General features: G+C 69.7%; 21 protein-coding genes and 1 pseudogene. 12 read left to right on the top strand and 10 right to left on the bottom strand.

Features of this window, described 5'->3' with window-relative positions:
* Positions 1-2,958: S-layer homology domain-containing protein (locus tag QM621_RS07055; RefSeq protein ID WP_414989663.1), on the bottom strand; the 2,958-nt coding region annotated here is incomplete at its 3' end.
* A gap of 177 nt (positions 2,959-3,135) precedes the next feature.
* The gene (locus QM621_RS07050; RefSeq protein ID WP_414989662.1) at positions 3,136-5,175 is read right to left on the bottom strand and encodes an FAD-dependent oxidoreductase; all 2,040 of its coding nucleotides are present in this window, start codon (positions 5,173-5,175) and stop codon (positions 3,136-3,138) included.
* Positions 5,176-5,200: 25 nt separating this feature from the next.
* Here QM621_RS07050 and QM621_RS07045 point away from each other — a divergent pair, with 25 nt between their 5' ends.
* Positions 5,201-5,461, top strand: a complete 261-nt coding sequence (locus QM621_RS07045) for an SCO4848 family membrane protein (protein ID WP_414989661.1) — start codon at positions 5,201-5,203, stop codon at positions 5,459-5,461.
* On the opposite strand, the gene QM621_RS07040 is transcribed toward QM621_RS07045, so the two are convergent.
* Positions 5,416-5,997, bottom strand: coding sequence for a PadR family transcriptional regulator (locus tag QM621_RS07040; protein ID WP_414989660.1), 582 nt, complete (start codon positions 5,995-5,997; stop codon positions 5,416-5,418). The two genes, QM621_RS07045 and QM621_RS07040, sit on opposite strands and share 46 nt — an antisense overlap.
* Before the next feature lie 107 nt (positions 5,998-6,104).
* The gene (locus tag QM621_RS07035) at positions 6,105-6,773 is read right to left on the bottom strand and encodes a hypothetical protein (RefSeq protein ID WP_414989659.1); all 669 of its coding nucleotides are present in this window, start codon (positions 6,771-6,773) and stop codon (positions 6,105-6,107) included.
* Between the two features lie 59 nt (positions 6,774-6,832).
* On the opposite strand from QM621_RS07035, the gene QM621_RS07030 reads away from it, so the two are divergent.
* The 4 genes from QM621_RS07030 to QM621_RS07015 all read left to right on the top strand — a co-directional run bounded on the left by QM621_RS07030 (position 6,833) and on the right by QM621_RS07015 (position 9,375).
* Entirely contained in the window at positions 6,833-7,795 is a 963-nt protein-coding gene (locus QM621_RS07030) for a phosphotransferase (protein ID WP_414989658.1), read from the top strand.
* 49 nt (positions 7,796-7,844) lie between these two features.
* Positions 7,845-8,444, top strand: coding sequence for a leucyl/phenylalanyl-tRNA--protein transferase (gene aat, locus QM621_RS07025; RefSeq protein ID WP_414989657.1), 600 nt, complete (start codon positions 7,845-7,847; stop codon positions 8,442-8,444).
* Positions 8,445-8,556: 112 nt separating this feature from the next.
* Complete coding sequence (locus QM621_RS07020) at positions 8,557-8,829, top strand: HU family DNA-binding protein (RefSeq protein ID WP_414989665.1); 273 nt, start codon at positions 8,557-8,559, stop codon at positions 8,827-8,829.
* A 144-nt stretch (positions 8,830-8,973) separates the two neighbouring features.
* Positions 8,974-9,375 carry an ATP-binding protein gene (locus QM621_RS07015; protein WP_414989656.1) on the top strand — a complete coding sequence of 134 codons (402 nt, stop codon included), beginning with the start codon at positions 8,974-8,976 and terminating at the stop codon, positions 9,373-9,375.
* Positions 9,376-9,398: 23 nt separating this feature from the next.
* On the opposite strand, the gene QM621_RS07010 is transcribed toward QM621_RS07015, so the two are convergent.
* Positions 9,399-9,884 (bottom strand): DUF456 domain-containing protein, encoded by a 486-nt coding sequence (locus QM621_RS07010; RefSeq protein WP_414989664.1) that lies wholly within the window; start codon positions 9,882-9,884, stop codon positions 9,399-9,401.
* Between the two features lie 35 nt (positions 9,885-9,919).
* Between QM621_RS07010 and QM621_RS07005 the strand changes: the two genes are divergently transcribed.
* Together QM621_RS07005 and QM621_RS07000 are read left to right on the top strand one after the other, a co-directional pair.
* Positions 9,920-10,756 carry a DUF5926 family protein gene (locus QM621_RS07005; RefSeq protein ID WP_414989655.1) on the top strand — a complete coding sequence of 279 codons (837 nt, stop codon included), beginning with the start codon at positions 9,920-9,922 and terminating at the stop codon, positions 10,754-10,756.
* Entirely contained in the window at positions 10,753-11,178 is a 426-nt protein-coding gene (locus QM621_RS07000) for a DUF6941 family protein (protein WP_414989654.1), read from the top strand. Before QM621_RS07005 ends, QM621_RS07000 begins: the two co-directional genes overlap by 4 nt.
* Positions 11,179-11,367: 189 nt before the next feature.
* Here the strand turns inward: QM621_RS07000 and QM621_RS06995 are convergent, their stop codons facing one another.
* The gene (locus tag QM621_RS06995; RefSeq protein ID WP_414989653.1) at positions 11,368-12,312 is read right to left on the bottom strand and encodes a 1,4-dihydroxy-2-naphthoyl-CoA synthase; all 945 of its coding nucleotides are present in this window, start codon (positions 12,310-12,312) and stop codon (positions 11,368-11,370) included.
* A 34-nt stretch (positions 12,313-12,346) separates the two neighbouring features.
* Entirely contained in the window at positions 12,347-12,526 is a 180-nt protein-coding gene (locus QM621_RS06990; RefSeq protein ID WP_414989652.1) for a YegP family protein, read from the bottom strand.
* Positions 12,527-12,658: 132 nt separating this feature from the next.
* On the opposite strand from QM621_RS06990, the gene QM621_RS06985 reads away from it, so the two are divergent.
* Positions 12,659-13,546 carry a short-chain dehydrogenase/reductase gene (locus QM621_RS06985; protein ID WP_414989651.1) on the top strand — a complete coding sequence of 296 codons (888 nt, stop codon included), beginning with the start codon at positions 12,659-12,661 and terminating at the stop codon, positions 13,544-13,546.
* Position 13,547: 1 nt separating this feature from the next.
* On the opposite strand, the gene QM621_RS06980 is transcribed toward QM621_RS06985, so the two are convergent.
* The gene (locus QM621_RS06980; protein WP_414989650.1) at positions 13,548-14,195 is read right to left on the bottom strand and encodes an amino acid-binding protein; all 648 of its coding nucleotides are present in this window, start codon (positions 14,193-14,195) and stop codon (positions 13,548-13,550) included.
* A 72-nt stretch (positions 14,196-14,267) separates the two neighbouring features.
* Here QM621_RS06980 and QM621_RS06975 point away from each other — a divergent pair, with 72 nt between their 5' ends.
* The 3 genes from QM621_RS06975 to QM621_RS06965 all read left to right on the top strand — a co-directional run bounded on the left by QM621_RS06975 (position 14,268) and on the right by QM621_RS06965 (position 16,242).
* Positions 14,268-14,591, top strand: a complete 324-nt coding sequence (locus QM621_RS06975; protein WP_414989649.1) for a DUF3817 domain-containing protein — start codon at positions 14,268-14,270, stop codon at positions 14,589-14,591.
* 77 nt (positions 14,592-14,668) lie between these two features.
* Complete coding sequence (locus QM621_RS06970; RefSeq protein ID WP_414989648.1) at positions 14,669-15,577, top strand: ABC transporter ATP-binding protein; 909 nt, start codon at positions 14,669-14,671, stop codon at positions 15,575-15,577.
* Positions 15,574-16,242 carry an ABC transporter permease gene (locus QM621_RS06965; RefSeq protein WP_414989647.1) on the top strand — a complete coding sequence of 223 codons (669 nt, stop codon included), beginning with the start codon at positions 15,574-15,576 and terminating at the stop codon, positions 16,240-16,242. Before QM621_RS06970 ends, QM621_RS06965 begins: the two co-directional genes overlap by 4 nt.
* 149 nt (positions 16,243-16,391) lie before the next feature.
* Here the strand turns inward: QM621_RS06965 and QM621_RS06960 are convergent, their stop codons facing one another.
* A complete protein-coding gene (locus tag QM621_RS06960) occupies positions 16,392-17,627 on the bottom strand; it encodes an NAD(P)/FAD-dependent oxidoreductase (protein ID WP_414989646.1) in 1,236 nt (411 codons plus the stop codon).
* Positions 17,628-17,720: 93 nt separating this feature from the next.
* Here QM621_RS06960 and QM621_RS06955 point away from each other — a divergent pair, with 93 nt between their 5' ends.
* Positions 17,721-17,912 carry a hypothetical protein gene (locus tag QM621_RS06955; protein ID WP_414989645.1) on the top strand — a complete coding sequence of 64 codons (192 nt, stop codon included), beginning with the start codon at positions 17,721-17,723 and terminating at the stop codon, positions 17,910-17,912.
* Between the two features lie 65 nt (positions 17,913-17,977).
* Here QM621_RS06955 and QM621_RS06950 read toward each other — a convergent pair.
* Positions 17,978-20,287, bottom strand: a pseudogene (locus QM621_RS06950) (hypothetical protein); the annotation flags it as partial.

Here is a 20,287-nt window from a genome sequence, read left to right as displayed (position 1 = left end):
GAACGCCACATACCGGCCATCCGCCGACACCGACGTCTGACGGGAAGAGCTGCTGCTGCCGCCCCAGCACGACGGAGCCGCCGACACCAGACGCGTCACCCCCGACTGCATATCCCGCACGAACACATCCCGGGCGCCGTTCGTGTCACCAGCCACCAGATCCGACGCAGACGAGTCGAACGCCACGTATCGGCCATCCGCCGACACCGACGGATCCCAAGAGTTGTCGTTGCCGCCCCCGCCCGACGAGGTCGCCGACACCAGACTCGTCTGACCTGTCTGCATATCCCGCACAAACACATTCCCGCTGCCGTTCGTGTCACCGGTCACCAGGTCCGACGCAGACGAGTCGAACGCCACGTATCGGCCATCCGCCGACACCGACGTAGCACCATAGCCCGACTCCTCGTTGCCGCTCCCGCCTGACGGGGTCGCCGACACCAGACGCGTCACACCGGTCTGCATGTCCCGCACAAACACATCCCAGCTGCCGTTCGTGTCACCGGCCACCAGATCCGACGCACCCGACGGGAACGCCACATATCGGCCATCCGCCGACATCGACAGTCCCCGGAACTGGCTCCAGTACCCGTAGTAGTAGGTGTTGCTGGGGCTGCCTGACGGGGTCGCCGACACCAGACTCGTCTGACCTGTCTGCATGTCCTGCACAAACGCATCCTCCTTGCCGTTCGTGTCATCGGCCACCAGGTCCGACAAACCCGAGACGAACGCCACATATCGGCCGTCGGCGGATACCGACGGCGTGTGACCACCTGGTCCGACCCAAGTGGTGGTGCCGGTGGTTCCTCCGGGATCGCCCGGTTCGTCTCCGAGATCGACGCAGGTGGGTTCCTGGCTGGCCTGCCACAGGTCGACCTCCTTGCTCAGGGTGGGGGTGGTCCACTCGTCTTTGAAGACGTTCAGATACCCGTACGCCTCGCCCTTGAGGTAGACGCGCGCGCCCATGCACAACTGCGGCGGCGGCCCGCTGGAAGCCGTGGCGGTGGCCTCGGCGCCCACCCCCGGATCGAGGCTGAGCCCGCCCCGGTCGACGATCCCGAGCCGGATCTCCGCGTCCAACACCGCCGACGCGGTCACCTCGCCGGACGCCTCCAACGTGGGCTTGTGGGCCTTCTGGCTCCACGCCGACGACACGTTCCAGTCCGCCACGCCGAAGCCCACCGTCTGCGAGACCCGGTACGTGTTGGTCACCGACGCCTCCCCGGACACCTCGAACGTGACATTCGGGCCAACCGACACCGTCACCGGCGTCGTGCCGATCGGGATGACCTTCTTCATCGCGGTCTTCTTCCACACCGGCAGCGTGCACGTCACCTTCCCCGCCGCCGTGACGTCCAGATCCAGCACCGTGTCATACGAGATCTGGAACCTCGCGCTCGGCGACGCGAACCACTCGCCCAACCGCACATACGCGACCGTCGACACGTTCTCCAGCCGGACGCCGACCGACCCCGACACCTCCACGCTCACGCCGTCGTCGCCCAGACACGAGATCTGCGACGGCAGCACCGTCCCCAGATTCACCGTCCCGACCGTCCCCGCACCCTGCGCGACCATGCCGTTCGCGTCCGGTTGTGGCGCCACGGCCCCCTCGACGTCCAACGACGTCACCGGCCCCGCGTAACTGACCTCGTACCGGTCGAACACGTCCTCCAACGCGATGAGACCGACCGTCACCACGACCGTCCCGTCCGGGAGCGTCTCCACGCCCGTGACCTCCCCGGCCACACCCTGCGTGTAGACACCGCCGCCCGACGGCAAGTAATAGCGATCCCCCACCACCGGGGCCGCCGCGCCCGCAACCAACGTGACGGCCCACTCCTGGACCTGACCGGTCGCGTCCGGCTCGCCCGGCTCCACCGAGGCCACCTCGCCCGGTTCCCCGGTGACCGTGCCCTCGGCCGGGACGATGTTCTGCTCGTCGACCGGCTCGTCGACATACTCGTAGGCGACCGTCCCCGACGACGCGCCCCGCTTCGACGTCACCACCACCGGGACGCTCCCCGGCCACGACGCCGGGACCGTCGCCGTGATCCTCGTCGCCGAGTTCACCGTGTAGTCGGTCGCGGGCGTCTCGCCGAAGGCAACGGATTGAACCTTCGTGAAGTTCTTGCCCGTGATGACGACTTGCCCGCCGCCCATGGTCGAACCAGTCGCCGGGGACACGCCCGTCACCACCGGCACCGGGCCGTCCACGCCCTCGAACCGGTACATGAACGCCGCCATCTGCTCCCGCAACACCGGAGCAGCCGGCCGGAACGTGGTCGAACCATTCGATTCCTGGTAACCCGTCGTGATGCCCTCGGCCGCCAGCCAACGGATCTCCTTGTAGAACACATGCCCCGTCGACACGTCCGCGAACGGCGACCCGCCCGCCGTACTCACCGACGGCTTGGAACCGTCCTCCTGCCACGTGCGGAACCGGTACATGAACGCCGCCATCTGCTCACGCAGAACCGGCTGGCCCGGACGGAACTCCTTCTTCCCCCCTGGAAGGGGGTACCCCGTGGTGACGCCCGTCTGCGACAGCCACACGATCTCCTTATAAAACGCATGCCCCGTCGACACGTCCGCGAACGGACTCTTCGACGGCACACTCGACACCTCCGGCGACCCCGCCAACCGGTACAAGAACGCCGCCATCTGCTCCCGCAACACCGGAGCCGACGGCCGGAACTCCTTCTTCCCCCCTGGAAGGGGGTACCCCGTCGACACGCCCTCCTCCGCGAGCCACGCGATCTGCTTGTAGAACGTATGCGGCTTCCCCGTGCTCGTCCCCGGAACATCACCGAACGGCGACACATTCGGCGGCACATACCCCACCGACTCGGCATCCACCACACCGCCGTCACGCTGAGCCGAACCCACCAGACCCAACACCAGAACAGCGACCGTCAACAACGCCACACCACGGAAACCACGCATACGCCCACGCATGCGACCCAGTCAACCAGGAACAAGACCCCCCTGTCCCACGAATCCCGTCCCCATTTATGAGGACACCCAGCCGGGAAACATGACGCACATCACACCCCGTCGCGACTTCGGGCGACGGCGGCCTCGCGCCTCAGGGATCGACGACCTCAACGCCTGAGGCGATTCAGACGCATCCGCTCACAACCTCGCGGCTAGCTCGGTGGCCTGTTTGATGGCGCGCTTGGCGTCGAGCTCGGCGGCGACGTCGGCGCCGCCGATGATGTGGGGGGCGAGGCCGGCCTCGACCAACTCGTCAGCCAGGGTTCGCACGGACTCCTGGCCGGTGCACAGGATGATCGTGTCGGCCTTGATGAGCATCGACGTGGGCTCGGCGTCGTCACTGTCGCACTGGGTCAGGTGCAGTCCCTCGTCGTCGATCCTCTCGTAGCTCGCGCCACGGATCATCTCGACGTCGGAGTCCTTGAGCGTCTGGCGGTGCACCCAGCCGGTCGTCTTGCCGAGGCCCTTGCCCAGCTCGGACGTCTTGCGCTGCAACAGGTAGACCTTGCGCTTCGCCGGGGCCTTCTCCTTCACGCCGAGGCCGCCGCGCGCGCCGCCCTCGACCTCCAACGACGGGTCGACCACGCCCCACCGCTGCATCCAGTGCTCCACCGACTCGTACGGCTCGTGCAGCAGGAACTCAGCGACGTCGAAGCCGATGCCGCCCGCGCCCAGCACCGCGACGGTCTCGCCGACCGGCACGCCCTCGCCGATCACCTGCGCGTACGTGACGACCTTCGGGTGCTCGACGCCGGGGATCGACGGGATCCGCGGCTCGACGCCGGTCGCGACGACCACCTCGTCGAACCCGGCCAGCGTCTCGGCCGTGGCGCGGGTGTTCAGGTGGAGCTTCACGCCGCGCACCTCGATCATGCGCTGGTAGTAGCGGATCGTCTCCTTGAACTCCTCCTTGCCGGGGATCTGGCTGGCCAGCCGGAACTGACCGCCGATCTCCGACGACGCCTCGAACAGCTCGACGTCGTGCCCGCGTCCGGCCGTCTCGACCGCCGCCGCCAGGCCCGCCGGACCCGCGCCGACCACCGCGACCCGCTTGACCTTCTTCGTCGGCAGCAGCACCAACTCGGTCTCGAAGCCGGCACGCGGGTTGAGCATGCAGCTCGCCCGCTGGTTCTTGAAGGTGTGGTCGAGGCAGGCCTGGTTGCAGGCGATGCAGGTGATGATCTCGTCAGCGCGACCCTCGGCCGCCTTGACGACGAAGTCGGGGTCGGCCAGCAGCGGACGCGCCATCGACACCAGGTCCGCCTGACCCTCGGCCAGGATGTTCTCGGCGACCGCAGGAGTGTTGATCCGGTTCGACGCCATCACCGGCACGCCCACCTCGGCGCGCAGTCGTCCGGTCAACGGCGCGAACGCCGCGCGCGGCACCGACGTGACGATCGTCGGGATGCGCGCCTCGTGCCAGCCGATGCCGGTGTTGAAGATCGAGACGCCCGCCTCCTCCAACAGGTGCGCGAGCTCGACCGTCTCCTCCCACGACTGCGCGTTGTCGACCAGGTCGAGCAGGCTCATCCGGTACAGGACGATGAAGTCGTCGCCGACCAGCTCGCGGGTGCGTCGCACGACCTCGAGCGGGAACTCCATGCGCTTGCGCGCCGTGCCGCCCCACCGATCGGTGCGGTTGTTGGTGCGGGCGGTGATCATCTGGTTGATGAAGTAGCCCTCCGACCCCATGATCTCGACGCCGTCGTAGCCGGCGCGGCGGGCCAGCCGGGCGGCCTTCGCGAAGTCGGTGGCCGTGCGGTCCACCTCGCGGGTGCTCATCGCCCGCGGCTTGAACGGCGAGATGGGCGACTTCTTCGTCGACGCGCTCTTGACGAACGGGTGATAGCCGTAGCGGCCCGCGTGCAGGATCTGCATGGCGATCTTGCCGCCCGCCTCGTGGACCGCGTCGGTGACGACCTGGTGCCGGTCGGCGATCTTCTTCGAGTTCATCGTGCCGCCGAAGGGCAGCAGCCAGCCGGTGCGGTTCGGCGAGATGCCGCCGGTGATCGACAGCGCCACACCGCCCTTGGCCCGCTCGGCGAAGTAGGCCGCCCACTTCGGCACGTCCTTGGCGCGGTCCTCCAGCTTGGAGTGGATCGAGCCCATGACGACGCGGTTGCGCAGGGTCGTGTGGCCGAGGTCGAGCGGGCTCAGCAGGTGGGGGTAGTCAGACATGACGGCTCCGGTGTTTCATGGGGGTGTGATCTCCAAGCGCGCGGCTCGGCTGCTGGTGGTGGCGGGCCTGTTCAACGTGTTCGTGTGGCCGCGGTTCGCCAAGGCGGTGGTCGAGGACGACCGCGCGTGGGCGGGGGAGCACTGGGCGAGCGCGCCGCAGTCGTTCTTCTGGGTACACGCGGTGCTGATCGTGACCGCGATGACGCTGGGCGTGATCGTGGTGGTGGTCGGCGCGAAGGCTCATCGGGCGGCCCGCCTCGCGGAGTCGTCGGCGCCCAACGCCTGAAGGATCTCCTCGCACCACTCCAGCCCGCCCTGCTCGGTGCGCAGGCCGCCGCGCAGCACAAGATAGGCGCCGAGGTGCTCGGGCGCGATGGCCGACGGATCCGGATAGAAGCGTTCGACGCTGGCCTCGTAGTCGGCGAGCGTCGCCGCGTGCTCGTCGCGGCGCTTCCGCACCGAGGCGACGAGCGCGTCGCGGTCGCCGAAGGGCAGGGCGCGCAGTTTGACCGCGAAGTCGCTGCGCAGCACCTCGGGGCCGGTGGGGGCACGGGTGAAGTCGGCGAGCTCGGCGCGGCCGTCGTCGGTGATCGAGTAGACCTTCTTGTCTGGGCGACCCTCCTGCGCGACGGCCTCGGAGGTGACGAGACCGCCGGCCTCCATGCGGCCGAGCACCTTGTAGATCTGCTGGTGGCTGGCCTTCCAGAACCGCCCGATCGAGGCGTCGAAACGGCGCGCGAGGTCGTAGCCGCTCGCGGACCGCTCCGCGAGCGACACCAAGATCGCGTGCTCCAACGCCATGCCCGGCACCGTAGTACGCATCGAGGCGCATATGCAACTGTATGCTTATTAGGTCAGGCTGGCCTTCGGGGGACGCAGGATGATGGCTTTGGGTTGCGATCACAGCCGAAAGACATCATCGTGCGTCCTCACAGCCGGCGGTCGGGCAACTCCTGGATCGCGTACTGGCCGATCTGATAGGTCGAGTAAGCGTCGGTGCCGCCCGCGACCACGCCGCCGACCCCGGGGATCTTGCGCGCCATGAGCGTCACCGCGCGACGGCCGACCGTGCGCGCCACCAGCTCGCCGGTCAGCTCGCCGGCGATCATGCGGTCGAGCTCCGGGTCGTACGCCGGAGCGGTCGCGATGGCGAGCGGACGCGACGGCAGTTTGTGCCGCTTGACCAGCTCGTCCACCTTGTCCTCGCCGAGCATGACGACGCAGATCGCGTTGCGGACCTTCGGGTCGTCGAGCTCGTAGCCGCGCAGATGGGCGATCCCGGCCACCAGATGCGCCTGCAGCAGGGCCACCCCCGCGACGTTCGCCGGAACGGTCACCGGCAGGGTCGCCAGCCCGCCGAGATTCGTCACGAACCCCTGCACTCCGGCGATGGCCACATGCGAGCGGATCATCCGCTGCGCCGCCTTCGCCACGTCGCCGTTCGCGTCGACCATATGCGTCGTGGCCGACTCCGCGGCCGACCGCAGCGGGCCGACCCCGTCGATCGCCTTGTCGACGGCGGACTTGACGAAATTCCACGCGACCTTCGGCGCCAGCTGCGCGCCCGCGACCGTAGCCGCCTTCTTTCCCACTGCCATAGGGCGAGTCTAGGCGTGGAGCCTCGCGCGCGGGCCTGATCGACGCTAGCGTCGCCTCCATGGCCCGCGCCTTCTCCGACGAGGTCGTCTCCTCGACCTGGCGTGCCCAGGTCGAGGAATGGCTCGCGACGCAGCTGTCGGGGCACACGATCCTCGACGTCCGGCAGACGCGCGTGCGCCCCTGGTCGACCCAGCTGACCGTCGACACCGACCAGGGCCGCCTCTGGTTCAAAGCGCTGCCCCCCGGCGCCGCCCACGAGGCGGCGTTGCACACGCTGGCCGCCGAGCTGGCCCCCGACCACGTCGACGCGCCCGTCGCCGTCGACCCCGCGCGCGGCTGGATCCTCACCGCCGACCATGGGCCGTCCTGGCGCGACGACGGCGCGATCTCGACCCAGGACTGGCAGTGGCTGATGATCGAGGTCGTGGGATTCCAGCAGCACCTCACCCCGCATCGCGAGGCTCTGCTCGCCACCGGACTGCCCGACTGCCGCCCGACGAAGACCGCCGAGCTGTACGACCGCTTCGTCACGACCTTCGCCGAGCTGGAGCCGGGCCATCCCTGCCACCTCGACGCCGCTGCGGCCGCAGCGTTGCGCGACCATCGCCCGATCATCGCGGACGCGGCCGACCGGCTGGCCGACTCCGCGCTGCCGGTCACGGTGAACCACGGCGACCTGCACCCCGGCAACGTCCACGACTCCTCCCGCGGCGCCCGGCTGTTCGACTTCGGCGACGCGCAGTGGGCGCACGCCTGCGAGACGCTGGCCGTGCCGCGCGGGGTCATCTGCTCCCGCGCGGACGGCCCCGTCGAGTGGAAGCCGGTGCTCGCCGCCTACGCCGCCGCCTGGGAGCTGCGGGTCGCCGACGTCGCCGACGACGTCGCCGCCGCCTGGACCACCCAGGCCGTGCACCGCTGCCTCACCTGGTGGCGGGCGCTGTCGAGCGCGTCGCCCGGCGAGTGGCGCGCCTGGGGGCACCAGCCGGTCCATCATCTGCGCCGGGCGGTCGGCGATGCCTGAGCGCCAACCCCTGCCACCGGCACCCTGGGGTTTCCCAACGGTCGACCAGATGCCGCCGGACGACTGCGTCGCGGCGGGCGCCGACCTGGAGCCGTCGACCGTCGTGGCCGCCTATCGCTCCGGGCTGTTCCCGATGGGCCACGAGAGACGCCGTCCTGTGTGGTGGTCGCCGCAGCGTCGCGGCGTCCTGTGGCCCGACCAGTTCCACGCCAGCCGATCGCTGCGCCGCTCCGCGCGCGGCTTCACCACCACCGTCGACACCGCTTTCGAACAGGTCATCGACGCCTGCGCCGACCCGTCGCGTCCCGGTGCCTGGATCGACGCGCCGATCCGCGCCGCCTACCTCCGCCTGCACGAACTCGGCTGGGCGCACTCGGTGGAGGTGTGGGCCGACGGCCGGCTCGCCGGGGGTCTGTACGGCTTGGAGATCGGCGACCTGTTCGCCGGGGAGTCGATGTTCCACCACGTCACCGACGCGTCGAAGGTAGCGCTGATGGAGCTGTGCCGACGCATGGACGGCGGCCTGATCGACGTGCAGTGGAGCACTCCGCACCTGGCCAGCCTCGGCGTCGCGGAGGTCGCTCGCGAGGACTACCTGCGGCTCGTCGCCGACTTCCGCGACGGCCTCACACTCGACCGCTGGACCTGAAAATCAGCGAAAACCTAGGGCCCCCGGTCCCTCCCGGTTCCCGATCTGTCCGAGGGCGTCCTTAGACTGAGGCCGTTTCCACGATCCATCATCATTAGGAGCAGTTGTGGCTATTTCCCGCAGTGACCTCGTCGCCGCCCTCGCCGAGAAGTCCGGCACCACCAAGACGGTGGCCGACGCGGTCCTCTCCTCGTTCACCGACGTGCTCCTGGAGTCTGTCGCTCAGGGCGAGAAGGTCTCGATCCCGGGCATCCTGTCGGTCGAGCGTGTCGAGCGCGCCGCGCGCACCGGCCGCAACCCCGCCACCGGCGAGACCATCGAGATCCCGGCCGGCTTCGGCGTGAAGGTCAGCGCCGGCACCAAGCTGAAGGCCGCCGCGAAGTAACATCGCCCGCGCTTTCACCCGCCCGAAAGGACCACCTGGCTAGCCAGGTGGTCCTTTCCTGGTTACTTTGGACTAGAGCGATGTCACCCGGGCGGACTAGTTCGACCCGCGCACCTCCACTCCACGACGGAACAGGTTCAGAAGATGCCACGAACGCATGACGTGATTCGTCTGCCGATGGCGTCGTCCACCCCGTCGATCGCCCGCACCAAGCTCGCCGGGTTCCTCACCGTCAACCAGGTTCCCGCCTCCCGCATCGACGACGCGCTGATCGTGCTCAGCGAGATGCTCGCCAACGCGGTCAGCCACGGCAAACCCGGCGAGGACGGCACCATCGAGGTGTCGTGGGCCATCACCCGCGGCCTGTTGGAGATCAGCGTGCGCGACGCCGGCGAGGGGGCCACCCTCACACCGATCGACTTCGACAGCGACTCGCTCAGCGGACGCGGCCTGTCGATCATCGGCAAACTCACCGACCGCTGGTGGGTCGACGTCTCCGAAGGCACCCGCGTCAACGCCGAGATGAGCCTGAACGCCCGCGCTTGAGCTATTCAGGTCACCTGAGCTATTCAGGTCAGCAGCAGGCCAGCGACGAAGCAGATGGCGGCGAACAGGCCGCTGACCAACTCGATGAGGATCGACAGGCCGACCGCTTTGGTCGCGGCCCACGTCGACGGCCACGCCTTCTCGGAGCCGACGCGCTCCAGCTCGGCCAGGTAGACGCCGAGGACGAAGCCGACGAACAGCCCGACGACCGGCACGACGAAGAAGCCCACGATCGCCAGCAGCCCGCCGACGATGAGCGTCTGGTTCGGCACGCCCGCCGCCTTCAGGCGCTTGCCGGGGATCAGGTACTTGACCACCTGGCCGATCACGAGGATCGCCAGGCCCACACCGGCCCACAGCCACGCCACGGCCGAACCGTCGCTGATCGCCCAGCCGACGAGACCGCCGGCGATGAGCAGCGCTCCAGGCAGGATCGGCAGCACGATGCCCACGATCCCGAGGGCGATCGCGACCGCCGCGATGATCTCCACTGTCGTCACGGTCTCCATCATGCCTGCTGGGCTGGTCGCATAGGCTCAGGCGCATGGGCAAGAAGTCGCGCCGCAAGGGCGAGAAGAAAGCACGCATGCCGTTCGTGGCCCGCACCTTCGAGGGGCTGCCGAACGAGCTGGACTGGATCGCGTTGCGCGAGTTCGTGCCGTCGGCGACCGCCACGATCAGGCTCGCCGACAGCGACCGCACGGTGCGCGTCTGCTCGCTGCTTCCCGGCAACGGCGCGGGACTCGTGCGACCCGACGGGGAGATCTGGCTCGGCCTGCAGGTGCTGCACAACCACGGCGACATCAGCCGCGACCTCGCCGGAATCGTCGAGACGGCGCTGACCCTGGAACCCGGCACGCCGGTCCCGGTGCGCGACCCGGGCGTCGGCCCGCGGCTGCAGGAGCTGGTCGACCCGGCGTCGACGTTCGACGTCGAGGTGCACGACGGTTTCGACTTCTGGCTGGAGGGGAACGACGTCGACGAGCAGGCCCAGGCGCTGCTCGACGAGACCAACGCGGCCGTCGCGCCGACCGTCAAGCTCGCCGGCGTCGAGGCCGCCTACTGGACCGAGATGGGGCCGCAGCGCTTCCTGCGCTGGGGCCAGCCGCACGAGGAGTCCGACCTGCTCGACGCCCTCGCCCGGCTGCGCGCCGTCGGCGCGGACCGCCTCGACCCGGACACGCCGCTCATCGGCATCTTCCGCGCGCACGGACTGCAAGTCCCAGTCTGGGAGACCGAGTTGGAGGCCGAGGCGCTGGAGGAGCAGACGGTGGCGCTCCGGTCCCGGCTCGACGAGGCGCTGGCCGAGTCCGGACCGCTGACCACCGAGCAGCGGGCCGCGCGCAACGTCTTGTCGAGCCGACAGTTGACGGTCCGATGAGCCCGTCGATCCGCGCCACGATCCTGCTCGCCGACCACGCGGTCGTCGCCGACGGAAAGCTGTACATCAACGGCGGTGGCTGGAGCGTCACCGGTCCGAAGCCGCAGGCGTCCGCGCTCGCGCTCAAGCTCGACATCCCGTGGGACATGACGAACCAGAAGATGCGGTTCCGATTGCGCCTGGTCGACGCCGACGGCAATCCGGTCACCCAGCCCGGGCGCGAGGGGGAACGTCCGGTGGAGGTCGGCGGCGAGTTCGAGGTGGGTCGGCCAAGCGGATTGAAGGCGGGCGTGCCGATCGACATGTCCCTCGCCCTCGGCATCCCGCCGCTTCGTCTTCCCTCGGGCCAGCGCTTCTCCTGGTTCTTGACGATCGACGACGAGACCGCCCCCGACTGGCACGTCTCCTTCCAAACGCGCTAGCCGCGCAGGGCTCCGACGCCGAGGGCGCTGCGGGGTTGACTGCGGCCGGGCATCCGGTCGGTGCTGAGAAGGTTGCCCGGTTGCCCAAGGCGGAAGGTTCAGTTTGCGGGCCAACGCCAAACAGGTCGAAGGGAACCAGTCAACGTCACCGCGTCTCACCTGCCTGCCGCCGCATCTGCCTGCTCCAGATCAGTAGTACCAGGGGTACGGGCTCCAGTCGGGGTCGCGCTTCTCGAGGAACTGGTCGCGGCCCTCTTGGGCCTCGTCGGTCATGTAGGCGAGGCGGGTGGTCTCGCCGGCGAACATCTGCTGGCCGACCAGGCCGTCGTCGAGGAGGTTGAAGGAGTACTTGAGCATGCGCTGGGCCGTCGGGCTCTTGCCGTTGATCAGGCGGCCCCACTCCAGCGCGGTCGCCTCCAGCTCGGCGTGCGGGACGGCGCGGTTGACCACGCCCATGCGCATGCCCTCCTCGGCCGAGTACTCCTGAGCCAGGAAGAAGATCTCGCGGGCGAACTTCTGCCCGACCTGGCGCGCGAGGTACGCCGAGCCATAGCCGCCGTCGAACGAGCCCACGTCGGCGTCGGTCTGCTTGAAGCGTGCGTGCTCCGCGCTCGCCAGCGTCAGATCCGCGACGACGTGCAGGCTGTGGCCGCCGCCGGCCGCCCAGCCGGGCACCACACAGATGACGACCTTCGGCATGAAACGGATCAACCGCTGCACCTCGAGGATGTGCAGCCGCGCCAGCTTCGCTTTGTCGATGGGGCTCGGCTCCTCGGCCCCGGTCGCCTCAGCAGAAGCGTCGACGTCCTCGTACTGATAGCCCGCCTTGCCACGAATCCGCTGGTCGCCGCCCGTGCAGAACGAGTGCTTGCCGTTCTTCGGGCTCGGACCGTTGCCGGTCAGCAGCACACACCCCACATCCGCCGACGTACGCGCGTGCTCCATCACCTGCAGCAACTCGTCGACCGTGTGCGGACGGAAGGCGTTGAGCACGTCGGGACGGTCGAAGGCGACCCGGACCGTGCCGTGCGCCTTCGCCCGGTGATAGGTCAGGTCGGTGAGGTGCTCGAAACCGGGCACCTCGTCCCAAGCGTCGGGGTCGAACGTGTCGGAGACATGGGGCAGCGCGCTCATGCCAGGCAACTTACTGCCTACGTCGACCGCCCGATCAGGTCTGGTCGTCGACCGGGGCGTCGGGGGCGTTCTTACGGATCGACTCGATCCCGTTGAGCGCCGCAGCCTTGCTCTCGTAGGCCTCGCCGACGGCGATCACCTGACCGTTGCCCGCCTTGAGCCGGAAGCGGAACTTGTCCGCCTTGTCCTGATACAGCTCGAACTTGCCCGCCATGGGTGCCTCCTGGCTCCAAGAGGCGGATCGACGTCCGCCCGACAGGCCCATCGTAGACCCGTCCGAGGCGCTGCGGCACAGAATACGACATCCGGGCTGTCGCATTCGAAATACCGGCGGTATCTTGAACCTATGACTCAGCGTTTCAAGGGCAAGGTCCTCGTCGTCACCGGGGCGGCCCGTGGCATCGGCGCCGGCGTGGCCCGTTCGTATGTGGCCGAGGGCGGCAAGGTCGCTCTGCTCGGCTTGGAGCCCGAACTGCTCGAAGCCCTCTCCGACGAACTCGGCGACGCCGCCGCCTGGTGGGAGGCCGACGCCCGCAGCGGCGCGGCCACGACCGCCGCCATCGACGCGGCCGCCGCGCACTTCGGCCGCATCGACCACGTCCTCGCCAACGCGGGCATCGCCTCCTACGGCACCGTCCGGCAGATCGACGAGGCCTCCTTCGAGCGCGTCGTCGACATCAACATCAACGGCGTCTACCGCACCCTGCACGCGAGCATCCCGCACCTGGAGAAGACGAAGGGCCACGCGCTCGTCGTCGCCTCGCTCGCCTCCTTCACCAACCTCGCGGGCCTCGCCTCCTACAACGCCTCGAAGGCGGGCGCGGAGTCGCTGGCCATCGCCGCGCACCAGGAGGTCGCGCACCTCGGCGTCACCATCGGCTCGGTCCACCCCAGCTGGATCGACACCGACATCGTGCGGGGCGCCGAGGACGACCTCCCGACCTTCAAGGTCATCCGCAGCAAGCTGCCCTACCCGGCCAACGCCACGACCAGCCTGGAAGCGTGCATCGACGGCATCATCCGGGGCTTCGCCAAGCGCAAGCGTCGCGTCTACGTGCCGCGCGGCGTGATCCTCGCGAACTGGCTCAAGCCGCTCATCAACTCCCCCGTCGGCCAGGCGGTCGTGCTGCGTCAGGCGAAGAAGCATGTGCCGCAACTGGAGCGCGAGGTCGCGGCGCTGGGCCGGTTCCAGCACGCCCACGTGCCGCTGACCGACCCCGACGAGAAGAAGTAACTCAGACGGTCTGCACGCTGGCCGCCAACGCCACGATGTGGCCGAGGCGGGCCAGCTCGGAGGCCAGGAAGTCGGGACCGCCGTGACGGCCGACGACCACCGCGACCTTCGACCCGTCGCGCAACGTGCCCGGCGCGGCGGCGAGCAGGGTCGCGTCCCAGGCCTCGACCTGCGCCAGCGCCGTCGAACCCTCGACGTCGAGCCAGGCCGACGCCTCCGCCGGAAGCTCACGCGGCGCGGCCATCGACGAACCCGTCTTCTCGACGCCCTCGGCGCCCGCGCGCACGGCCAACGCCCAATCGACACGGAACGTCGTCGGCATCGCCTCGACCAGCTTGACCAACGCGGTCCGCGGGTTCTCGGTGAACTCCTCGACCGTCTCCAGGTCCATGCGCAGATTCGCCCCGGCGTTGTAACGGGAGATCCAATGCACCCGCACACCGTCGAGCCGGTGGCAGGCGGTCACCAGCGAGTCGGGCATCTCGGTGGCGGGCAGCTCCAACAAGACGTCGTCGACCGCTTTGCCGTCGGAACGGTGCTCGACGATCTCGATCGCCTCGATGTCGGCGCCCGCCGAGCCGAGAGCCGTCGCCAGGGAACCCAGCGAGCCGGGGACGTCCGGGAGCTCCACACGCAGCAGGAAGGCCATGTGCGCATTCTCACCCACCCGCATGACGCCCGCGTAACACGGGCGCCCGGGCCGCGCCGGTAGCGTGAGCGCGTGACTCCCGAAGCGACCCGCACCTGGTTCCGTCTCATCGCCTTCGCCGAGGCCGTCAGCTGGGGCCTCCTGCTGTCGGCGATGTTCTTCAAGTACGTCCTGGAGGCCGAGCCGTTCGGCCTGGCCGAGGGCGGCGTGCCCGTCGCCGGCCCGATCCACGGCGTGATCTTCGTGTTCTACCTGCTCGCGTGCCTCGTCGCCTGGATCGTCTTCCGTTGGTCGCCCATCGTCGGCGTGATCGCCCTCATCGCGGCCATCCCGCCCTTCTCGACAGCGATTTTCGAGGTCGTCGCCGACAAGCGGGGCCTGCTCTCCCCGAAGTGAGGGTCAGGGTCGTCTAGGGGTCGATCTGGGGGCTTTGCCCGAAGCGGCGGACGCCCCTGAGCCGCGAGGCTGGGGCCATGATCCAGATCGACTCCCTCACCCAGCGGTACGGCGACTTCACCGCCGTCGACCACGTCACCTTCACCGCGCGACCCGGCCGCGTGACGGGCTTCCTCGGCCCGAACGGCGCCGGGAAGTCCACCACGTTGCGGACGCTCGTCGGGCTCAGCGTCCCGACCTCCGGCAGCGCCACCGTCCTCGGCCGCCACTTCACCGACCTGCCCAACCCGGGCCGCGAGGTCGGCGTCCTGCTCGACGCCTCCGCCCAGCACGCCGGACGCACCGGCCGCGAGGTGCTGACCATCGCGCAGCGCACGATGGGTCTGCCGTCCTCCCGTGTCGACGAGATCCTCGACCTCGTCAGCCTCACCGACCGTGAGGCGAGCCGCCGGGTGCGGAACTACTCGCTCGGCATGCGCCAGCGGCTCGGCATCGCCACCGCCCTGCTCGGCGACCCCGAGGTGCTGATCCTCGACGAGCCGGCCAACGGTCTCGACCCGGCCGGCATCCGCTGGATGCGCGACCTGCTGCGCGGTTTCGCCGACGACGGCGGCACGGTGCTGCTGTCGTCGCACCTGTTGCACGAGATCGAGGTCGTCGCCGACGACATCGTCGTCATCGGCAACGGCCGCATCGTCGCGCAGGGCACGAAGGAGGAACTGCTGGCGCACGGCGGCGTGCTCGTCCGGACCGCCGACACCGCCGCGCTGACCCGCGCGCTGAACGCCGCGGGCGTCACGACCACGCCCGGCGGCGGCGACGCCGTGCTGGCCGAGGCCGACGCCGCCACCGTGGGACGCGTCGCCTTCGACGCGGGCCTGCCCCTGACCGAGCTCCGACCCGCCGACAGCGCGGGCCTGGAGGAGATGTTCCTCGCGCTCACGGCCGACAGCCAGCGCGACCACCTGGAAGGAGCGGCGGCATGAGCACCGCGACTGTTGAGACCACCGCCCCCGTCACCCGCGCGCGCCGCGAGCGCGCCCCGATCGAGCCGATCCCGTTCACCCGGCTGCTGAGCGTCGAACTGCGCAAGATGTTCGACACCCGGGCCGGGCTGTGGCTGATGATCAGCGTCGTCGCGCTGTCGGTGATCGCCACGGTGCTCACCGTGCTCCTCGGCGACCGGGCGACCCTGACCTTCGAGGACTTCTCCGCCGCCATCGGCATGCCCATGTCGGTCATTCTGCCGATGATCGGCGTCCTGTCGGTCAGCAGCGAGTGGAGCCAACGCACCGCGCTCACCACGTTCACCCTCGTGCCGAGCCGTGCGCGGGTCATCACGGCGAAGCTGCTCGGCGTCGTCGGGATCGGCGTGGTCTCCATGCTCATCGCGGCGGCGGTCGGCTCCATCGGCACCGTCGTCAGCCCGGCGCTGGCCGGCACCGAGCCCATCTGGGACACCAGCCTCGCGCAGTTCGCCCAGATCATCCTGGCCAACGAGCTCGGCATGCTGACCGGCTTCATGCTCGGCGTGCTCCTGCGCAACACGCCCGCCGCCATCGTGGCCTACTTCGTCTACAAGCTGGTGATCCCGGGCGTCTCGGGCGCGCTGATGGGCGTGCAGCAGTGGTGGGCCGAGAACTGCCGCTGACTCGACCCGAACGAGGCGATCTTCGCCCTGTTCGACGAGAAGCTGACCGGCGAGCAGTGGGCCCAGCTCGGCGTGGCGACGTCGATCTGGCTCTTCATCCCGCTGGCCATCGGCCTGCGCCTGCTGATGCGCGCCGAGGTGAAGTAGGGCTAACGCAAGGGGTCCCAGTGGCCCAGCAGCTCCGGCTTCTCGCCGCGCACGATGTGCGCGGCGAGAAGCCGTCCGGTGAGGGCGCCGAGGGCGATACCCCACATGCCGTGGCCGCCCGCGACGTAGACGCCGGGGGTGCCGGTGGCGCCGACCAACGGGTGTCCGTCGGCGGTGCAGGGCCGCGAGCCGACCCATTCGTCGGCGCGGGCGTCCCAGTCGACGTCGCGCAGCAGCGGGCGGGCGGCGTCGACGACGGCCCGGACGCGACGCGGGTCGAGCGGGGCGTCGGGCGGACAGAACTCCATCATCCCGGCGACCCGCAGGCCCGTCGGCGCGCCGGGCGGCCCGAGCGGGGTGCAGGCGACGCGCTGCGCCGGGAAGTAGACGGGCCCGGTCGGCAGCGCCTCCGGGTGCACGGTGAAGCTGTAGCCGCGACCGGCCTGCACGTGATGACGCACGCCGTGCGGACGGGCGAGTCCGTCGATCCACGCGCCCGTCGCGATCACCACGGCGTCGGCCGTCAGCTCCTCGCCGTCGGCGAGCCGCACCACGACCTCGGCGCCGCGCCGTTCGACCTTCTTCGCCGAGCCGACCCGGATCTCGCCGCCGAGCTCGCGCACCGCGTCGGCGAGCGAGGCGGTGTAGCGCGGCGGGTCGATGAAGCGCTGGCCCTCCAATCGCAGCCCGTACTCGACCCGCTCACTGAGCGCGGGCTGCGCGGCGCGTACCTCGTCGCCGTCGAGCGGGACGTAGACGGTGTCGGTGTGGGCGAGCTCCTCGACCAACACCTGGCGGTCGGCCTCACGGGTGAATCCGGCGATGAACGGCTCGGCGGGCTTCGTCGGCTCGGCCACCTCCAGCTCGTCGTAGGCGGCCAACGCGCCGGCGTTGGCGAGCCGGAACACCTCCATCGCCTCGCGCCACCGGCCCGGCGTGCAATGACGCGTGAACGACGCCAGCCAGCGCAGCAGCCGCAGGTTGGCCGTCGGCGGCACGTACACCGGCGACGACGGCTTCAGCGCCGCCTTCGCGCCCGTCGCCAACAGCGCCGGATCAGGCAACGGGAGGGTCAGCGCGGGGGCGAGCCACCCGGCGTTGCCCCACGACGATCCGGCCGCCACGCCGGTCCTGTCGAGCACCGTGACGGCGACCCCCTCACGCTGCAGGAACCACGCCGTCGCCAGACCCGGCAGACCCGCGCCGACCACCACGACACGCTCCGGTCGACCGCTCATCGCCCCTCCTTGCCGCGAGGCTACTCGTGGCGCGGCTCACCGACGGCGTGTGGAGCGACGCGTTAGGGTCGAAGAAGACCCTCAGGAGGAACCATGGCGAAGTGCCGTAAGAAGAAGTCCGCCGACGAAGCCGTCGACGCCGCGCCGAAGAAGAAGGGCTCGAAGCTCAAGAAGCTGTTCGTGCTCGGTCTGCTCGCGGGCGCCGGCGCGGTCGTCTACACGCGTCTCGCGCAGGAACCCACGCCGGTGCCGCCGTCAGGCGCCCCGTCGCCGGGCCTGAACTGATCTGACGCGTCGAGGGCCGCTCCCCTGGTGGGAGCGGCCCTCGACGTGTGCCAGCAGGTGGTCGGTCAGGCGTGTCGGCGGTGTCTGACGGCCCGCAGCGCGAGAACTCCGGCGGCCGCGAGGAGCAGGCCCAGGAGCACATGGCCGGGCGTGAGACCCGAGCCCGTGCCCGGCAGGGCCGCCCCGGCCGTCGCCGTGGACACCTTCGACTCCTCCGACGTGTACGCCCCGCCCGACGGATCAGTGCCCGTCGCGGTCGCCACGTTGTCGACACTGCCGCGCCGCACGTCCTCGGCCGTGACCGTGTACACGTCGGCCGTCACCTCCTGCGTCCGCCCCGGCGCGAGCGTGAAACCGGCCGGCGTCAACCCGGTCACCAACGGATCGACCACCGAAACACCGGTCACCGTCACGTTGCCGGTGTTCGTCACCGTGAACGAGTACGCGATCTTCTCGCCCTCGTCGCCCAGACCGTCGCCGTCCGCGTCGCCGAGTTCGGCGGTCTTCACGACCGTCAACTCCGTGACGGCCTCGGGAGTGTCGACCGTGACCGCGTCCGGCAGGGACGTCACCGCCCCGCCGCCGGGACGCACACCCGACGCGGTCGCCGAGTTCAACACCCTCCCGGCGAGCACGTCGGCCTCGGTCACCGTGTACGGGTCCGCCGTCACCGCCCGCTCCTCGCCCGGCGCGAGCGTGAAACCAGTCGGCGTCAGACCCGTCACCCGCGGATCGGCCACCGACACGTCCGACAGGGTGACGTTGCCCTCGTTGGACACGGTGAACGAGTACACGATCGTCTCCCCCGCATCGGCCACACCATTGCCGTTAGCGTCGTCGTGGTCCGCGGTCTTCTCGATCACCAGGCTCGGCGTGACCAGCGTCGTGGTCGTGGTCGTGGCGTCCGGCGGCGAATCGACCGGATCGTCATTCGGGTCAACACCCGACGCGGACGCGGAGTTATGCACCCACCCGGCGAGAATGTCGGCCTCATCGACCGTGTACACGTCCGCGGTCACCGTCCGGCTCTCGCCCGGCGCGAGCGTGAACCCCGACGGATCCAGGCCAGACACCAGCGGGTCGACCACCGAGATATCGCTCACGGTCACATTCCCGGTGTTCGTCACCACGAACGAATACGCGATCGTCTCGCCCGCGTCGGCCGTGCCGCTGCCGTCGGCGTCGTCGTGGTCGGCGGTCTTCTCGATCAGCAGCTTCGGCGCCACCGGCGGCGTCGGCGTCGTGGTCGTCGACTCCGGGGACTCGACCGGATCCCCGCCCGAGCTCGTCCCCGTCGCGACCGCCGAGTTGTGGACGTCCCCGGCGAGCACGTCGGCCTCGGTCACCGTGTACGGATCAGCGGTCACCGTCTGGTTCTCGCCCGGCTCAAGGGTGAAACCAGCCGGCGTCAGGCCCGACACCCGCTCGTCGACCACCGACACGTCCGTGATCGTCAGGTTGCCGGTGTTGGACACCTCGAACGAGTACGAGACCGTCTCGCCCGCGTCGGCCACGCCGTTGCCGTTCGCGTCGTCCAGGTCGGCGGTCTTCTCGACCAGCAGACGCGGCTGCGCGGGCATCGTCGTCGTGGTCGTCGTGTCCGGATCCGACGCCACCGTGCCGCCGCCCGGCGCCGACCCCGTAGCCGTCGCCGAGTTGTCGACCGACCCGGCAATCAGATCAGCCTCCGTCACCGTGTACGGGTCGGCCGTCACCGTCCGGCTCTCGCCCACCGCCAGATCGAAACCCGACGGAGCCAGCCCCGACACCAACGGATCGACCACCGACACGCCCGTCAACGGCTGCCCGCCACTGTTCGTCACCTCGAACGAATACGCGATCGTCTCCCCCGCGTCCGCCAACCCGTTGCCGTTCACATCGTCCAACACCGCCGACTTGTCGATCGACAGGCCCGGCGACGGCACCGTCAACGACGCCGTCCCCGGCAGATCCAGACCCGCCACCCCGCTGATGTTGTCCGGACCGTTCGCGTACACGTGCCCCGGCTCCGCGTCCAACGGCACCAACACGTCGACCTCGGCCACACACGACGACTCCCCCGCCTCCAGATCGCCCGTCAAACTCACCGACACGTCCCCCGCCGTCCCGCCACCGGTGATCGCGCCGTTCGCGCACGACGACGAGAAATCCGGCGTAGGGGCCACCGTCAAACCCTCCGGGAACGTGTCAGTGAACCCCCACCCCGCCTTCGCGCCCAACTCCGACGTGTTCGTCACCGTGAAACGCAGCCGCGCCTCCGTCCCCGGAACACCACTACCCGACACGAACTCCTTGTCCAACTGCGGCGTCACATCCAAAATCTCGATATTGTCGAACGCCGCGTCATTACCCGACGACGTGTCCTGAACATTCCG

It is taken from the genome of Aeromicrobium sp. (assembly GCF_047606445.1).
Classification (GTDB): domain Bacteria; phylum Actinomycetota; class Actinomycetes; order Propionibacteriales; family Nocardioidaceae; genus Aeromicrobium.
This window is presented reverse-complemented; position numbering and strand designations above follow the sequence as displayed.

Excerpts from the sequence above, each read along its gene's own strand:
- QM621_RS07050 (WP_414989662.1), bottom strand. The coding sequence starts at position 5,175 with ATGTCTGACTACCCCCACCTGCTGAGCCCGCTCGACCTCGGCCACACG.
- QM621_RS07040 (WP_414989660.1), bottom strand. The coding sequence starts at position 5,997 with ATGCGTACTACGGTGCCGGGCATGGCGTTGGAGCACGCGATCTTGGTG.
- QM621_RS07035 (WP_414989659.1), bottom strand. The coding sequence starts at position 6,773 with ATGGCAGTGGGAAAGAAGGCGGCTACGGTCGCGGGCGCGCAGCTGGCG.
- QM621_RS07030 (WP_414989658.1), top strand. The coding sequence starts at position 6,833 with ATGGCCCGCGCCTTCTCCGACGAGGTCGTCTCCTCGACCTGGCGTGCC.
- aat (WP_414989657.1), top strand. The coding sequence starts at position 7,845 with ATGCCGCCGGACGACTGCGTCGCGGCGGGCGCCGACCTGGAGCCGTCG.
- QM621_RS07015 (WP_414989656.1), top strand. The coding sequence starts at position 8,974 with ATGCCACGAACGCATGACGTGATTCGTCTGCCGATGGCGTCGTCCACC.
- QM621_RS07010 (WP_414989664.1), bottom strand. The coding sequence starts at position 9,884 with ATGGAGACCGTGACGACAGTGGAGATCATCGCGGCGGTCGCGATCGCC.
- QM621_RS07005 (WP_414989655.1), top strand. The coding sequence starts at position 9,920 with ATGGGCAAGAAGTCGCGCCGCAAGGGCGAGAAGAAAGCACGCATGCCG.
- QM621_RS07000 (WP_414989654.1), top strand. The coding sequence starts at position 10,753 with ATGAGCCCGTCGATCCGCGCCACGATCCTGCTCGCCGACCACGCGGTC.
- QM621_RS06995 (WP_414989653.1), bottom strand. The coding sequence starts at position 12,312 with ATGAGCGCGCTGCCCCATGTCTCCGACACGTTCGACCCCGACGCTTGG.
- QM621_RS06990 (WP_414989652.1), bottom strand. The coding sequence starts at position 12,526 with ATGGCGGGCAAGTTCGAGCTGTATCAGGACAAGGCGGACAAGTTCCGC.
- QM621_RS06985 (WP_414989651.1), top strand. The coding sequence starts at position 12,659 with ATGACTCAGCGTTTCAAGGGCAAGGTCCTCGTCGTCACCGGGGCGGCC.
- QM621_RS06980 (WP_414989650.1), bottom strand. The coding sequence starts at position 14,195 with ATGGCCTTCCTGCTGCGTGTGGAGCTCCCGGACGTCCCCGGCTCGCTG.
- QM621_RS06970 (WP_414989648.1), top strand. The coding sequence starts at position 14,669 with ATGATCCAGATCGACTCCCTCACCCAGCGGTACGGCGACTTCACCGCC.
- QM621_RS06965 (WP_414989647.1), top strand. The coding sequence starts at position 15,574 with ATGAGCACCGCGACTGTTGAGACCACCGCCCCCGTCACCCGCGCGCGC.
- QM621_RS06960 (WP_414989646.1), bottom strand. The coding sequence starts at position 17,627 with ATGAGCGGTCGACCGGAGCGTGTCGTGGTGGTCGGCGCGGGTCTGCCG.
- QM621_RS06955 (WP_414989645.1), top strand. The coding sequence starts at position 17,721 with ATGGCGAAGTGCCGTAAGAAGAAGTCCGCCGACGAAGCCGTCGACGCC.